The following is a 15,398-nucleotide window of genomic DNA, read 5'->3' as shown; positions in this document are numbered from 1 at the left end:
TCGGTTCACCACATCCACGCCTTGTTCTCCCGGCCCCCCGCGCTTGTGTCGCCCCCCGATCCCCCTTGAGAGGTTTATCAGTAACTGGTCACCGGAGTGACCTGTACGTCTGACACGTCGGGCTGACACGTAGGGGGAGCGGGTCAGCCCTTGACCGAGCCCGACATCAGGCCGCCGACGAAGTACTTGCCGAGGATGATGTACACGATCAGCGTCGGCAGCGACGCGAACAGTGCGCCGGCCATCGAGACGCCGTAGTTCTGCAGCAGCGCGCCGTTGGCGAGGTTGTTCAGCGCCACGGTCACGGGGCCGTTCTGGGACGACGAGAAGAACACCGCGAATAGGAAGTCGTTCCAGGCCGACGTGAACTGCCAGATGAGCACCACGACGAAGCTGGGGATCGAGATCGGCAGCACGATCGACCAGTAGGTGCGCAGCATGCCCGCGCCGTCGACGCGCCCGGCCTCGATCAGCTCGTGCGGCACCGTCGAGTAGTAGTTGCGGAAGATCAGCGTGGTGATCGGGATGCCGTAGACCACGTGCAGCAGGATCAGCGTGGGTACACCCGTGGGTATGCCGAGGTTCAGCACGAGCTGGGTCAGGGGGATCATCACAGCCTGGTAGGGGATGAACATCCCGAACAGGATCAGCGTGAAGACGATGTCTGCGCCCCGGAAGCTCCAGCGCGAGAGCACGAACCCGTTCAGCGAGCCGAGGAACGCCGAGATGATCGAGCTCGGCACGACGATCGCCAGGGTGCGCCCGATCGCGGGCGCCAGCGTGGTCCACGCCATGGCCCAGTTCTCCGTGGTCCAGATCTGGGGCAGGGCCCAGGCGCGGCTCGGGTCGGCGTCGCCGGTGCCCTTGAAGCTGGTCACCAGCAGCACGTACACGGGGATCAGCACGACGATCAGGAAGAAGATCAGCCCCACGTACTTCAGGGTGCGCGCCAGCGAGTACCGGCCCTTGTGGACGCGCGGCGCGACGGGCGGCGGGCGGTGGGCGGTGAGCTGTTCGGCCTCGGCGGTCATCGCTTCTCCTCGCGGTTCGTGCGGACCAGGTAGGGCACGATGACGATCGCGACGATGATCAGCAGGATCGAGCCGACGGCGGCGGCGTTCGCGTAGTCGAAGCTCGACTTGAACACGTACATGTCCACGGCCGGGACCTTGGTCTGGTAGTTCGCGGGCTTGGAGATCGACATGATGAGGTCGAACGCCTTGAGGGACATGTGGCCGATGATGATCAGCGCGGACAGCGCGACCGGCGAGAGCTGCGGGAACAAGACGTACCGGTACATCTTCCACTCGCTCGCGCCGTCGATCCGCGCGGCCTCGCGCAGCTCCTCGGGGATGCCGCGGAACCCGGCGAGGAACAGCGCCATCACGTAGCCGGAGAGCTGCCAGATCGCGGGGATCGCGATCGCGACGATGCCGAACGTGACGTTGTTCCACCAGTTGTTCTGCAGCGCGTCGAGCCCGACGATCTGGAACAGCCGGTTCAGGCCGGAGGCCTGCTCGTCCTGGTTGGAGTTGAGCAGCCAGCGCCACACCACACCCGAGGCGACGAACGAGACCGCCATCGGGAAGAGGTAGACCGAGCGGAAGATCCCCTCGCCCTTGACGGGCTTCTCGAGCATCCAGGCCCACAGGAAGCCCATGACCATGGTCCCGGCGAGGAACACGACCGTGTACAGGACGAGGTTCATCAGCGAGTGCTGGAAGTCCTCGCTGGCCAGCAGGTCGAGGTAGTTGGTGAACCACACGAAGACCGCCGGCTTCTGCCCGGTGGCCTGGGCCGCCGTGTGGTTGTCCGTCAGGGACGTCGTGAAGTTGGCGGCGATCAGCCCGTAGACGAAGACGCCGACGAGGATCAGGGACGGGGCGAGCATGAGCAGCGGTGGCCCGACTCGCCGCAGTTTGTTCAGCATGTAGGTACCTCGGGAGGGTGGGCGCAGCCGCGCGCCGTCGGGACGAACCCGACGGCGCGCGACGTACGGCGGTGTGCGTTACGCGGGAGCTCTCGCGCCCGTGGGTCAGCTCTGCGTGGCCGCGGCCAGCTCGGACTGGTACCCGGCGAGGTCGGACGCACCGGTCGTGAACTTGCTGGTGGCGTCGGAGATCGCGTTGAGCGTCGCGACCGGGGCGGCCGCGCCGTGCGCCAGCGAGGACACGATCGTGTCGTTGGCGAACGACTCGATGGCGGTCTGCTGGTACTCCGAGAACTCCGCCGCGTCGGCGTCGGTCCGGGCCGGGATGGAGCCCTTGGCCTTGTTGAACGCGACCTGGCCCTCGAGCGAGCCCACGGTCTCCAGCCACGCCTTCGCGCCGTCCGGGTGAGGCGCGCCGACCGGCAGGGTGAACGAGTCGGCCAGGAAGTCGAACGTCCCGTCGGTGCCCGGGACCGGGGCCGCCGTGAAGTCCGTGCCGAGCACCTTGTCCTGCTCCTCGAACGCCGCCACGGCCCAGTCGCCCATGACGTTGAACGCCGCGTTGCCGTCGATGACCATCTGGGTCGCCTCGGGCCAGTCGAGGCCGTCACGGTCCTCGTTGGTGTAGCCGATCAGCGTCTCGAAGTCCTCGAGCGCCGCCGTGACCTCGGGGCCCTCCCAGTCGGTGGTGCCGTCCCACAGGCCGCTGTACGCCTCGGCGCCCAGGTCGGCGAGCAGCACGGTCTCGAGCAGGTGGACCTGGGTCCAGGTGGTGCCCACCGACAGCGCCGTGACGCCGGCCTTGTCGAGCGTCTCCAGGTCGGCCATCCACGCGTCGAGGTCCGCGTACTCGGCCTCGGGGTCGATGCCGTTGTCCTCGAGCACCGTCGGGTTGGCCCAGACGACGTTCGCGCGGTGGATGTTCGACGGGATCGAGTAGATCGCGCCGTCCTCGGTGGAGAGGCGGTCGACCAGGTCGGCCGGGAAGACGTCCGTCAGGCCGAACTCGTCGTAGAGGTCGGAGACGTCCTCGATCTGGGCCGCGTCGATGTAGTCCTGCAGCTCGGCGCCCGCGTGGGCCTGGAACGTGTCCGGCGGGTCCTGTGCCTGCAGACGGGTCTGCAGCAGGTCCTTGGCCGCGGAGCCTGCACCACCGGCGACGGCGCCGTTGACGAACTCGGTGTCGGGGTGCTGCTCGTTGAACACGCCCACCAGGGCGTCGAGGCCGGCCTTCTCGGATCCGGCAGCCCACCAGGTGAACACCTCGACCTGGTCGGCGCTGCCGCTCTCGCCGCTGCCTTCGCCACCGTCACCGCCGCCGCCGCACGCGGCCAGCGTGAGACCGAGCACAGCGGCTGTCGCCACCGTCGCGGTCATCCTCCGGTTCACTCGCATCTGGGGTCCCTCAACCTTCCTCGGTCGCTGGAGCACCGACCCCGGACGGCGTCGCCGTACCTGGCGAGGGTGAAGTCTCCTCGCGGCCAGGACGGCGTCGTTCCTGTGGACCGGCCGGGCGCGCCTGTACGCCCGTGAACCCGGGTCCTATCGAACGGCCGCCACGCCTTGGTGTCAAGAAATGAACGCAAGCGTCGCTCGATCGTGACCTGAACGTTCAGTTCGTGTATCCAAACCCGTCATACCAGGTCGATTCCAGGCCGGAGCACGCCGGAAGGCGGTTACCCTGGGCGCTGTGCGCGCGGATCGGGTAACACCGGGTTCGCAGACCTCACTGCGTGAGGCCAACCGAGCCCGGATCGTGAGCGCCGTCCAGCAGCGTGGCTCTCTCACGCAGATCGAGCTGGCCGGCGTCACAGGGCTGTCCCCGGCCACGATCTCGAACATCGTCAAGGAGCTCACCGTCGCGGGCGTGCTGCACACGTCGCAGTCGGTGCGCAACGGCCGCCGTGCCCTCCAGGTCACCCTCGCGCGCAACCTCGGCGTCGTCGCGGGCATCCGCTTCGGGATGCGCTCCCTCAGCGTCGCGCTGGCCGACGCCTCCATGCGGGTCCTGGCGGAGCAGCGCATGCCGCTGGCGCCCGACCACCGCGCCGACGCCGGCCTGCAGCGCACCGCGATGCTGATCCGGGAGATGCTGGAGTCCGTCGACGCCGACCCGTCCGAGCTGCTCGCCGTCGGCGTCGGGGTGCCCGCGCCCGTCGACATCCGCACGGGCCAGGTGGTCACCGTGGGCATGATGCGCGGCTGGGACGGCGTGCACGTCGACGACATCCTCGCCACCGAGCTGGGCGTGCCCGTGACCGCCGACAACGACTCGACCCTCGCCGCCATCGCGGAGGCCCGGTTCGGCGCGGGTGCCGGGTACGACTCGGTCGCCTACATCCGTGTCTCCCACGGCGTGGGCGGCGGCCTCGTGCTGGGCGGGCGCGCCCTGCACGGCCGGTCCGGCGTCGCCGGCGAGATCGGCCACGTGTCCGTCGACGAGCACGGGCCCGTGTGCCGCTGCGGCAACCGCGGCTGCCTCGAGATGCTGGTCGGCGCCTCCAGCCTGCTCGCCATGCTCCCGCCCGAGGCGGGGCACCTCACCCTCGCCGACCTGGTGGCCCGCGCCCGCGAGGGCGACGCCGGCTCCCGCCGGGTCGTGTTCGACGCCGGACGCCACCTCGGCGTCGCCCTGGCCAACCTGTGCAACCTCGTGGACCCCGACGTCGTGGTCATCGGCGGCAAGCTCGCCGAGGCCGGCGAGCTGCTGCTCGAACCGCTGCGCACCTCGCTCGGCCAGCGCGTCGTCGCCACCTCGCGCGGCCCGGTCGAGGTGGTCCCGTCCGCCCTGGGGGCCGACGCCGGGGTGCGCGGCGCCCTCGCCGCCGCCCTCGACCAGGCGCGGATGTTCGGCTCCCTGGGGGTGAGCTCATGACCCGCGCGAACCGCATCCGCCGGACACAGCCGGGCGGGACGCCGCAGCGGGGCCGGACACAGCCGGGCCAGACGCCGCAGCCGGGCCGGCCAAGGCGGACCGCCGTGGCGGCCCTCGCCGGCCTGGCGCTCGCGGCCGGGCTGGGCGGGTGCGCGCCGTCCGACCCCGCGGGCACCGCCGGCGTACCGCACGAGGGGACGATCGGCCTGCTGCTGCCGGAGGCGCAGACCGCCCGCTACGAGGCGTCCGACCACCCGACGTTCGTGTCCGTCACGGGCCGCCGGTGCCCGGGCTGCACCGTGCTGTACGCCAACGCGGGGCAGGACGCCGCCGCGCAGCTCCAGCAGGCGGAGTCCATGCTCGCCCAGGGCGCGGACGTGCTGGTGCTCGACGCCGTGGACACCGTGGCCGCGGCGGGGATCGTCGCGCAGGCCAAGCGGCTGGGAGCCCAGGTGATCGCCTACGATCGGTTCGTGGACGGCGCGGACTACTACGTGTCGTACGACTACGAGTTCATCGGCTTCCTCCTGGGCTCGGCACTTGCCGGTGCCGTCACGGAACGAGACGCTGGGACAGAAGCCGAACCAGACGCCGACGCCGGCCCGGACGCCGACCACGACACAGAACCAGACGCCGAGGACCGGCCGGGGGTGCTGCTGGTGCACGGATCGGCGACGGAGCCCAACGCGCTCGCCATCGCCGCCGGCACCCGCCGCGCCCTCGAAGGAGAGGACATCGACGTGCTCGCCGAGTACTACACGCCCGACTGGAGCCCGGACAAGGCCACCGAGTGGACCGAGGCCATGCTCACCCGGTTCCCCGGGCAGGTCGACGGCGTGCTCGCCGCCAACGACGGCATTGCGGGCGGCGCGATCGCCGCGGCCAAGGCCGCGGGACTGGACCCCGTGCCGGTCACCACCGGGCAGGACGGCGAGCTGGCCGCGGTGCAGCGCATCATCGCGGGCGACCAGTACATGACGGTCTACAAGGCGACCGACCAGCAGGCGCAGACCGCCGCGGAGCTCGCGGTGCGCGTGCTGCGGGGCGAGGAGCCGCGCACCACGGCGGTCATCCAGGGCGTGCCCACGCAGCTCCTGGCGCCGCGCGCCGTCGCGGCCGCCGACGTCCAGCACGTGATCGTCGACGGGCACGTCTACTCCACCGACGAGATCTGCGTGCCGGCCTACCGGGACGCGTGCGAGCGCGCGGGCCTGATCGGCCCGGACGCCGACGCCGCTGCCGCCCTCGGGGAGGCGGTCCGATGAGCGACCCGGTGCTCTCCCTGCGCGGCGTCTCCAAGCGGTTCGGCGGCGTGCGCGCCCTGGTGGACGTCGACGCGGACGTGCACGAGCACGAGGTGCTCGCCGTCGTCGGCGACAACGGGGCCGGCAAGTCCACCCTGGCGGGCGTGCTCGCCGGGGCGCACCGGCCCGACGCCGGCCAGGTGCTGCTCGACGCGCGCCCCGTGGTGCTCGACTCGCCCGCCGCCGCGCGGGCGCTGGGCATCGCCGCGGTGTTCCAGGAGCTCGCGCTCGTGGACGACCTGGACGTCGTGGAGAACCTGTTCCTCGGGCACGAGACCCGGCGCGGGCCCCTGCTCGACGAGGTGGCCATGGAGCGCGAGGCGTGGCGGCTGCTCGACCAGCTCGCCGCCAGCGTGCCCAGCGTGCGCGACCCCGTGCGCACCCTGTCCGGCGGGCAGCGCCAGACCGTCGCCGTGGCCCGCGCGCTGCTCGGCTCCCCGCGCGTCGTCGTGCTGGACGAGCCGACGGCGTCGCTCGGCGTGCGCCAGACCGCCGAGGTGCTCAACCTCATCGTCCGGCTGCGGGAGCGCGGCCACGCCGTCGTGCTGGTCAGCCACCAGGCGGGCGACCTCCAGGCCGTCGCCGACCGCATCCTCGTGCTGCGGCTCGGCCGCGTGCACGACGTGTTCGACGGCGACGCGTCCTACGAGGACCTGCTCGCCGCCATGACCGGCGCGGTCCGGCCGGGGGCCAAGCACCCGGGCGCCCGCTCCGGGGTGCGTACCGGCACCCGGTCGGGCGCCGAGTCCGGCGCCGGGTCCGGCCGGGCGGTGCGCCGATGAGCGCGCAGCCGGGCGTCACCGGGGCCGGCCTCACCGGGACAGGACTGGCCGGGACGGGCCTGACGGGCGCCGTCTGGCAGCGCGTGCGCGGCGGCAACAGCCTGCTCCCCATCGTCGCGGCGCTCGCGGTGATCTGGCTGGTGATGGGCGCCGTCAACCCCGCGTTCCTCGCCCCCGAGAACCTGGTCAACCTCACGCTGCAGAGCGCCCCCGTCGGCGTCATCGCCCTCGGCGTCGTGCTCGTGCTGCTGGTCGGCCAGATCGACCTGTCCGTCGGCTCGGTGAGCGGGCTCGCCGCGGCCGTCGTCGCCGTCGGCTCCGTGACGCTCGGGTGGCCCGTGGCGCTCGCGATCCTCGCCGCGCTGGCGTGCGGGGTGGTGGTCGGGCTGGCGTATGGCGCGCTCTCCACGCGGCTCGGGCTGCCGAGCTTCGTCTTCACCCTGGCCGGGCTGCTGTTCCTCGCCGGGGTGCAGCTGCGCGTGCTCGGGCCGTACGGATCGATCAACCTGCCGTTCGAGTCGTGGTTCGTCCGGTCGGTGCAGCAGGGTTTCCTCTCGCCCGCCGTGGCCTGGGCCCTCGTGGTGGTCGTGGTGGCCACCACGGCGACTCTGCAGGTCGTGGCCCGGGTCCGACGTCGGCGGGCGGACCTCGCCTGCGCGAGCGTGCCCCAGATCGTGGTGCGCACCCTGGTGCTGGCCGCCGTGCTGTCGGCGATCGTGGCCTACCTGGGCACGGCCCGCGGGATCGGGTACTCCGTGGTGCTGTTCGCCGCGCTGGTCGTGGTCACGGACGTGCTGCTGCGCCGCACCCGGTGGGGGCGCTCGGTGCGCGCGGTGGGCGGCGACCGGCGGGCGGCGATGCTCGCCGGCGTGCCCGTGCACCGCACGGTGGTGCTGTGCTTCGTCGCCTGCTCGACGCTGGCCGCGCTCGGCGGCGTGCTCGCCGCGGGCCGGCTGGGCGCCGCGAACCAGGGGACCGGGGGAGCGGACACCTACCTCGTGGCGATCGCCGCGGCCGTGATCGGCGGCACCAGCCTGTTCGGCGGGCGCGGCAGCGCCTGGTCGGCGGTGCTCGGCGTGCTGGTGATCCAGTCGATCGCCAACGGGCTCACGCTGATGAACGTGGACCAGGCCGCGCGGTACATGGTCACCGGCGCGGTCCTGCTGCTGGCGATCATCATCGACATGCTGATGCGCAAGCGACGGGAGGCCTGAGGTGATGCGTCGTCCGACGCTGGCGGTGGTGGCACAGGCCGCAGGGGTGAGCCTGAAGACCGCCTCCCGGGTGCTGAACGGGGAGCCCAACGTGGCGTCCGCGACGCGCGAGCGTGTGCAGGACGCCGCGGCGTCGCTGGGTTTCAGGCGCAACGCCGTGGCCGCCGACCTCGCCCGGGGCGGCCTCTCGCGGCTGGTCGGGTTCATCACCGGCGACCTGGCCAACGAGTTCTACTCCGCCCTGGCCAGCGGCATCGAGCGCGAGCTGCGCGAGCACGGGCTGCAGCTCCTGACGGCGTCGTCCGACGAGGACCCCGACCGCGAGGCGTCCCTCACGGGAGAGCTGCTCGAACGCCGGGTCGGCGCCCTGATCGTCACGCCCGCCGGGGCCGACCACTCGGCGCTGCGCGGCGAGATCGCCGCCGGGCTGCCGGTCGTGGTCGTGGACCGGCCGGCGGCCGGGATGGACGTCGACACCGTGGTCATCGACAACCGGGGCGGCACGCGGGCCGCCGTCGGGCACCTGCTCGCGCACGGCCACCGCCACATCGCGTTCGTGGGCGACGAGCCCCACCTGTGGACCTACCAGGAGCGCAGCGACGAGTTCCTCGCCGCGATGCGTGACGCCGGGGTGGCCGACGCCGCGCGCTGGGTCCGCTCCGGCGCCCACGACGCCGCGGCCGCCCGCGACCTCGTGCTGGAGCTGCTCGCGGACCCGGAGCCGCCCACCGCGATCCTCGCCGCGAACAACCGGGCCACCGTCGGCACGCTCCAGGCGCTGCGTGACACCCCGGGCGGCGCGGACGTCGCCGTGGTCGGCTTCGACGACTTCGAGCTCGCCGACCTGCTGGGCATCACCGTGGTCGCCTACGACGCCGTCGAGATGGGCCGGCGGGCGGCCGAGCTCGCCGTCGCGCGCTCCGCCGACGCCGACCGGACGGTCGAGCAGGTGGTGCTGCCCACGCGGGTCGTCACCCGCGGCAGCGGCGAGCGGCCGCCCCGCTCGCCGGCCCGCTGACCCACCCGTTGACACCGGGCCTGGCCTGCACCTACGTTCGGCACGCGACAGCGCTGTCAGCCGACGAGGGAGACCACCCATGTCCACAGTCACCGGCCGAGCCAGATCCCGGCAGGCGGCCGCCGCTCTCTCGGGAGCACTCGCCCTGCTGCTCGCGGTGCCCTCGGGCGTCGCGCTCGCGGCACCCGCCGGCACCAGCACCGGCACAGCCGCGGCGACGTCGGGCGGGGGAGCCGGCGGCGACTTCGCCACCTCCTTCGAGGACGACGACGCCGCGCCGCTGGAGTCAACGCCGGCCGAGCGCGACGGAGCGCCCTGGCAGCAGAACGTCGGCGAGTTCGTCGTGGGGCTGCCCGGCAGCGTGCTGGACCGGGTCGACGCGGTCGCGGCGAGCGCGGAGAACCTGCCGAACGAGGGTGCGGCCAACCTGGCGGACGCGTCGTCGGCCACCAAGTGGCTGACGTTCGCGCGCACGGGGTGGGCCACCTACGAGATGACCGAACCCACCGTGGTCACGGCCTACGCGCTGACCTCCGCGAACGACTTCGCCGACCGCGACCCGCGCGACTGGACGCTGCAGGGGTCGACCGACGGCGAGACCTGGGAGACCATCGACGAGCGCGGCGGCGAGGCCTTCGAGGACCGGTTCCAGCAGCGGGTCTTCGCGCTGGACGCACCGACCGCCGCCTACACGTGGTTCCGGCTGGACGTGACGCAGAACGCGGGCGCGGGCATCGTGCAGCTCGCCGACTGGGACCTGTCCGCCGACCTGGACGAGCAGCCCGCCGACCGGCCGATGACCACCGCCGTCGGCTCCGGGCCCACCACCGTGGACTTCACGAACAAGAAGGGCGTCGGCTTCACCGGCACCCGCTCGCTGCGGTACGACGGCGGGCACCAGGCCGACGGCCCCGCGCACGCGACCAACGTGCTGTACGACGACGTCGACGTCCGCGTGGGCCGCGACACCCGGCTGAGCTGGAAGATCTTCCCCGAGCTGCTGGGCGACCTGGAGTACCCGTCCACCTACGCGAGCGTGGACCTCAGGTTCACCGACGGCACCTACCTGTCCGACCTGGACGCGCGCGACGCGCACGGGACGGCCGCGACGGCCGCCGGCCAGGGCGCGGGCAAGATCCTGTACGCCGACCAGTGGAACTCCGTGCGGGTCGACCTCGGGCCGGTCGCGCGGGGCAAGACGGTCGACCAGGTGCTGCTGGGCTACGACAACGACGGCGGTTCGGCCGCCACGAGGTTCGCCGGCTGGCTGGACGACGTCGCGCTGGAGTCCCGGCCGGAACGGGTCGACGGGGACAGCCTGACCAACTACGTGGACACGCGCCGCGGCACGCTGTCCAGCGGGTCGTTCTCGCGCGGCAACAACGTGCCGGCCACGGCCGTGCCGAACGGCTTCAACTTCTGGACGCCGCTGACGAACGCGTCGTCGCAGAGCTGGCTGTACGAGTACCAGGCCGCCAACGACGACCAGAACCGCCCGGTGCTGCAGGGCATCGGCATCTCGCACGAGCCGAGCCCCTGGATGGGCGACCGCAACCAGCTCGCCTTCCAGCCCGCCACCGGCGCCGGGGTGCCCGACGGCGGCCTGGACGCGCGCGGGCTGGCGTTCGACCACGCCGACGAGACCGCGCGTCCCGACTACTACGGCGTGACCTTCGCCGACGGGATCAAGGCCGAGGTGACGCCGACGGACCACGCGGCCGTGCTGCGGTACACCTTCCCCGTGGAGGGCGACGCCGACGCCGGCACCGGCCACGTGCTGGTGGACCGCGTCGCCGGGTCCTCGAAGCTCTCGTTCGACGCGGCCACGGGCGAGCTGACCGGCTGGGTCGAGAACGGCAGCGGCCTGTCGGTCGGCCGCACCCGCATGTACGTGGCGGGCGCGTTCGACCGCGCGCCGTCGGCGGTGGGCGAGGCCGCGGGCGACCGCGCCGGCGCCCGGTACGCGACGTTCGACGCGAGCGAGGACCGCACGGTCGAGCTGCGGGTGGCCACGTCGTTCATCGGGCTGGAGCAGGCCCGCGCCAACCTCGGCCTGGAGGTCACGGGCCGGTCGTTCGAGACGGTGCGGCGGGCGGCCGAGCGGGAGTGGAACGACCGGCTCGGCGTGATCGAGACGGAGGGCGGCAGCGAGGACGAGCTCGTCACGCTGTACTCGAACCTGTACCGGCTCAACCTGTACCCGAACTCGCAGTTCGAGAACACGGGCACCGCCAAGCGGCCCGTGTACCGGTACGCGAGCCCGGTCACCGCGCCGTCGGGCGAGGCGACGGACACCGCGACGAACGCGAAGATCGTCGACGGCAAGATCTACGTGAACAACGGGTTCTGGGACACCTACCGCACGGCCTGGCCCGCCTACTCGTTCCTGTACCCGCACGTCGCCGCGGAGCTGGTCGACGGGTTCACGCAGCAGTACCGCGACGGCGGCTGGATCGCGCGCTGGTCCTCGCCGGGCTACGCGGACCTGATGACGGGCACGTCGTCCGACGTCGCGTTCGCCGACGCCTACCTCAAGGGCTCCCTGCCCACCGACAAGGCGCTCGACGCCTACGACGCCGCGCTGAAGAACGGCACCGTGGCCCCGCCGAACAACGCGGTGGGCCGCAAGGGCCTGGAGTCCTCGCCGTTCCTCGGCTTCACGCCGGAGAGCACGCACGAGTCCGTGTCCTGGGGCCTGGAGGGGCTGATCAACGACTTCGGCATCGGCAACATGGCCGCGGCCCTGGCCGAGGACCGGCGCACGCCGCGGGAGCGGCGCGCGACGCTGCGCGAGGAGTCGGCCTACTTCCTGGAGCGCGCCACGCACTACGGCGAGCTCTTCGACCCGGCGATCGACTTCTTCCAGCCCCGGCACGCCGACGGCGAGTTCCTGAACGCGCCGGACGAGTACGACCCGCGCACGTGGGGCGGCGGCTACACCGAGACCAGCGGCTGGAACTTCTCGTTCCACGCGCCGCAGGACCCGCGCGGCCTCGGCAACCTGTACGGCGGCCAGGACGGGCTGGAGGCCAAGCTCGACGAGTTCTTCGCCACGCCCGAGGACGCCACGCACACCGGCGGTTACGGCGGCGTCATCCACGAGATGCGCGAGGCGCGGGACATCCGGCTGGGCCAGTGGGGCATGAGCAACCAGGTCTCCCACCACATCCCGTGGCTGTACGACGCCGCGGGAGCGCCGCACAAGACCCAGGAGATCGTCCGGGAGGTCACGCGCCGCCTGTTCGTGGGCAGCGAGATCGGCCAGGGCTACCCGGGCGACGAGGACAACGGCGAGATGTCGTCGTGGTGGATCTTCGCCGCGCTCGGCTTCTACCCGCTGCAGGTCGGCTCCGACCAGTACGCGATCGGCTCGCCGCTGTTCGACAAGGCCACGGTGCACCTGCCGGACGGCGACCTCGTGATCAACGCCCGGAACAACTCCGTGGAGAACGTCTACGTGCAGTCGCTGCGCGTCGACGGCAAGAAGCGGACGTCGACGTCGCTGTCCCAGGCGGACCTGTCGGGCGGCGCCCGGCTGGACTTCGTGATGGGCGCCGAGCCGTCGGCGTGGGGCACGGGAGCCGACGACGCGCCGCCGTCGCTCACCGAGGGTGACGAGCCGCCGACGCCCGACCGGGACGCGACCGGGACGGGGACCGTGACGGTGTCCGACGGCGGGTCCGGTTCCGCGGCCGACGCGCTCGTGGACGACACGTCGATCACGCGCACCACGTTCGCCACGGCGACCCCGACGATCGCCTGGGACGGGTCCGGCACGCGGGCCACGGTCGGCACGTACACGCTGACCTCGGGGGTCGCGGGCACGGCGGCGCCGTCCGCCTGGCGGCTGGAGGGGTCGGACGACGGCGAGAGCTGGACCGTGCTCGACGAGCGGGACGGCGAGGCGTTCCGCTGGGCGCTGCAGACCCGGACCTTCCAGGTGGACGACCCGGCGGAGTACGGGCACCTGCGGGTCGTGGTCGAGGAGTCGGCGGACGTCGCGTCGGCGGGCGGCTCCGCGGGTGACCCGGCGGGCGACCTGTCGCTGGCCGAGGTGCAGCTCCTGGCCGACCAGGGCGCCGGCTCCGACGCGCTGCCGCTCGAGGCGGCCGCGGCGCCGGACGCCGAGACGCGGGCCGAGACCCGGGCCGCCGACAAGGCCGAGGACACCGCGACGGGGATCACGGTCTGGGCCGCCCCGGCCTGTGTCGACGGCGACTCCGCGCTGCGGGTCCTGGTGGACGGCGCCGACGGCGCGACCGTCGAGGTCACGTCGGACTTCGGCAGCACGACGCTGCGGGGTACGGGCGAGCACACGTTCGACGCGGGCTCGGCCCGGGTCGGCACGGGCGCGGTGACCGCCGTCGTGACGGCGACCGTCGACGGCCAGAAGGCGACCGAGACGGTGACCGTGCCGTACCAGGCAGCCGCCTGCGGCTGACCCGGACGTCGCTCGGCCCCGGTGCCGGGTTCGGTGGTGTCGCTCCTCGGGGCGACACCACCTCCGCGGGGTGTGTTCGCCCCGCGGCCCGACCGGTATCCGCACCCACATAGCACATAGGGGGCGGATAGGTACTTTCCACACAGCGTCGTCCCACCCGTTCTGATGGTGGGGTGCCGTCAATACGCTCCCAGGCACACGAGGTTCCCCAGGCCTGATGAGGAGCACAAGACCATGTCACGATCCCTGAGAACGTCACGTTCCCTGATAGCGCTGTCAGCAGCGGTGCTGATGGTCGGCACGGCGCTGACGGGCGCGAGCACCGCGGGCGCTGCGCCGGCGTCGCAGGACGTCCGGAGCTCACCGGGCGCGCAGAGCGCGGTGAACGCCCGGGGCGCCGACGCCCCCGACGCCCTGCCCGAGGGCCAGGTCGGCGCGATGGAGCGCGACCTCGGCCTGGCCCGGGCCGAGATCCCCGCCCGCCTGGCCCGCGACGCCGACGCCGCGATCGTCGAGGCGCACCTGACCGCGGCGCTCGGCGACCGGTACGCGGGCACCTGGCTGCCCGACGGCGCCGACGCCCCGCGCGTCGCCGTCACCAGTGCGGCGGCGGCCAAGGTGGCCGAGCGCGCGGGCGCCGACCCCGTCGTCGTCGAGCACAGCCTCGACGAGCTGACCGGGTGGAAGGAGGCCCTCGACGACGTGGGCGCTCCCACCTCGGTGCACGCCTGGTATGCCGACCCGACCACCAACGAGGTGGTGATCGAAGCCGCCGACACCGCGGCCGCCAAGGCGATGATCGCCGCGTCGGACGTGCCGGCCGGGGTCGTGCGCGTGGAGAAGTCGAAGGTCGCGCCGCAGACCGCGCGCGACATCCGGGGCGGCGACGAGTTCCACAAGCCGCTCGGCAACGGGTACGTGACGCTGTGCTCGATCGGCTTCGCGGTCTCCGGCGGATTCGTCACGGCCGGGCACTGCGGCTCGACCGGCGACCCGGTCAACGCACCTGACGGCGCCGCGCTCGGCACCTACCGCGGCTCCACCTTTCCGGGCCACGACTGGGCCTGGGTGGGGACCAACGGCAACTGGACGCCCACCCCGGCGGTGAACAACTACGCGGGCGGCACGACGGCGGTCGCGGGCTCCGCGGAGCAGGGCATCGGCGCGGCGGTGTGCCGGTCGGGGCGCACGACGGGCTGGCGCTGCGGCGTCATCCAGGAGAAGAACGTGACCATCAACTACGGCTCGGGCGACATCCCCGGCATGGCGACCGGTTCGGCCTGTGCCGAGGGCGGCGACTCGGGCGGCTCGGTGCTCTCGGGCAATCAGGCGCAGGGCGTCACCTCGGGCCGCATCGGCGACTGCTCCACGAACGGCCGGTTCATCTACCAGCCGGTCAACCCGATCCTGAGCGCCTACGGGCTGCAGCTCACCACCACCGGCGGGGGCAGCGGGGGCCGGCCGCTCGTCGGCCTGGCGGGCAAGTGCATCGACGTGCCGAACTCCGAGTTCACGGACGGCAAGCGCCTGCAGCTGTGGACCTGCAACGGCACGGGCGCGCAGAACTGGACGTTCCAGGCCGACGGGACGCTGCGGGCCGGCGGCCTGTGCATGGACGTGGCCGGGGCCAACACCGGTGACGGCACCGCCGTGCAGCTCGCCAACTGCAGCGGCAACCCGGCGCAGCAGTTCACGCTGAGCGGCGCGGGGGACCTGGTCTCGATCCTCGCGAACAAGTGCGGCTGCGCGCAGCTCGAGCACGATTCGCCCGTCTGGCTGCTGAGGCGCAGCGCGCCGGCGAACCGCTCGACGTGACCGACCTCGAACGCCGGCT

General features: G+C 72.7%; 10 protein-coding genes. 7 read left to right on the top strand and 3 right to left on the bottom strand.

The window, feature by feature from the left end:
- Positions 1-143 precede the first annotated feature (143 nt).
- The 3 genes from AB0I29_RS27485 to AB0I29_RS27475 all read right to left on the bottom strand — a co-directional run bounded on the left by AB0I29_RS27485 (position 144) and on the right by AB0I29_RS27475 (position 3,307).
- On the bottom strand, positions 144-1,031 hold the full coding sequence (locus AB0I29_RS27485; protein WP_285106177.1) for a carbohydrate ABC transporter permease: 888 nt from the start codon (positions 1,029-1,031) through the stop codon (positions 144-146).
- Entirely contained in the window at positions 1,028-1,930 is a 903-nt protein-coding gene (locus AB0I29_RS27480; protein WP_285106175.1) for a sugar ABC transporter permease, read from the bottom strand. Before AB0I29_RS27480 ends, AB0I29_RS27485 begins: the two co-directional genes overlap by 4 nt.
- Positions 1,931-2,035: 105 nt before the next feature.
- Entirely contained in the window at positions 2,036-3,307 is a 1,272-nt protein-coding gene (locus AB0I29_RS27475) for an ABC transporter substrate-binding protein (protein WP_285106174.1), read from the bottom strand.
- A 379-nt stretch (positions 3,308-3,686) separates the two neighbouring features.
- Between AB0I29_RS27475 and AB0I29_RS27470 the strand changes: the two genes are divergently transcribed.
- The 7 genes from AB0I29_RS27470 to AB0I29_RS27440 all read left to right on the top strand — a co-directional run bounded on the left by AB0I29_RS27470 (position 3,687) and on the right by AB0I29_RS27440 (position 15,379).
- A complete protein-coding gene (locus AB0I29_RS27470) occupies positions 3,687-4,805 on the top strand; it encodes an ROK family transcriptional regulator (protein WP_285106173.1) in 1,119 nt (372 codons plus the stop codon).
- A gap of 104 nt (positions 4,806-4,909) precedes the next feature.
- Positions 4,910-6,070, top strand: coding sequence for a substrate-binding domain-containing protein (locus AB0I29_RS27465; RefSeq protein ID WP_357487439.1), 1,161 nt, complete (start codon positions 4,910-4,912; stop codon positions 6,068-6,070).
- On the top strand, positions 6,067-6,891 hold the full coding sequence (locus AB0I29_RS27460) for an ATP-binding cassette domain-containing protein (protein WP_357487437.1): 825 nt from the start codon (positions 6,067-6,069) through the stop codon (positions 6,889-6,891). Before AB0I29_RS27465 ends, AB0I29_RS27460 begins: the two co-directional genes overlap by 4 nt.
- The gene (locus tag AB0I29_RS27455) at positions 6,888-8,105 is read left to right on the top strand and encodes a sugar ABC transporter permease (RefSeq protein ID WP_285106170.1); all 1,218 of its coding nucleotides are present in this window, start codon (positions 6,888-6,890) and stop codon (positions 8,103-8,105) included. Before AB0I29_RS27460 ends, AB0I29_RS27455 begins: the two co-directional genes overlap by 4 nt.
- A gap of 28 nt (positions 8,106-8,133) precedes the next feature.
- The gene (locus tag AB0I29_RS27450; protein WP_357487434.1) at positions 8,134-9,123 is read left to right on the top strand and encodes a LacI family DNA-binding transcriptional regulator; all 990 of its coding nucleotides are present in this window, start codon (positions 8,134-8,136) and stop codon (positions 9,121-9,123) included.
- 79 nt (positions 9,124-9,202) lie between these two features.
- Positions 9,203-13,564 carry a GH92 family glycosyl hydrolase gene (locus AB0I29_RS27445; protein ID WP_357487432.1) on the top strand — a complete coding sequence of 1,454 codons (4,362 nt, stop codon included), beginning with the start codon at positions 9,203-9,205 and terminating at the stop codon, positions 13,562-13,564.
- 234 nt (positions 13,565-13,798) lie between these two features.
- Positions 13,799-15,379, top strand: coding sequence for a ricin-type beta-trefoil lectin domain protein (locus AB0I29_RS27440; protein ID WP_357487430.1), 1,581 nt, complete (start codon positions 13,799-13,801; stop codon positions 15,377-15,379).
- Positions 15,380-15,398: the final 19 nt, after the last annotated feature.

The organism is Promicromonospora sp. NPDC050262 (assembly GCF_040655935.1).
Classification (GTDB): domain Bacteria; phylum Actinomycetota; class Actinomycetes; order Actinomycetales; family Cellulomonadaceae; genus Promicromonospora.
The sequence above is the reverse complement of the archived record's forward strand: the minus strand, read 5'-3'. Positions and strand labels throughout refer to the sequence as shown.

What these genes read in the sequence shown, in the direction of transcription:
- AB0I29_RS27485 (WP_285106177.1), bottom strand. Translation starts at nt 1,031, where the DNA reads ATGACCGCCGAGGCCGAACAGCTCACCGCCCACCGCCCGCCGCCCGTC.
- AB0I29_RS27480 (WP_285106175.1), bottom strand. Translation starts at nt 1,930, where the DNA reads ATGCTGAACAAACTGCGGCGAGTCGGGCCACCGCTGCTCATGCTCGCC.
- AB0I29_RS27475 (WP_285106174.1), bottom strand. Translation starts at nt 3,307, where the DNA reads ATGACCGCGACGGTGGCGACAGCCGCTGTGCTCGGTCTCACGCTGGCC.
- AB0I29_RS27460 (WP_357487437.1), top strand. Translation starts at nt 6,067, where the DNA reads ATGAGCGACCCGGTGCTCTCCCTGCGCGGCGTCTCCAAGCGGTTCGGC.
- AB0I29_RS27455 (WP_285106170.1), top strand. Translation starts at nt 6,888, where the DNA reads ATGAGCGCGCAGCCGGGCGTCACCGGGGCCGGCCTCACCGGGACAGGA.
- AB0I29_RS27445 (WP_357487432.1), top strand. Translation starts at nt 9,203, where the DNA reads ATGTCCACAGTCACCGGCCGAGCCAGATCCCGGCAGGCGGCCGCCGCT.
- AB0I29_RS27440 (WP_357487430.1), top strand. Translation starts at nt 13,799, where the DNA reads ATGTCACGATCCCTGAGAACGTCACGTTCCCTGATAGCGCTGTCAGCA.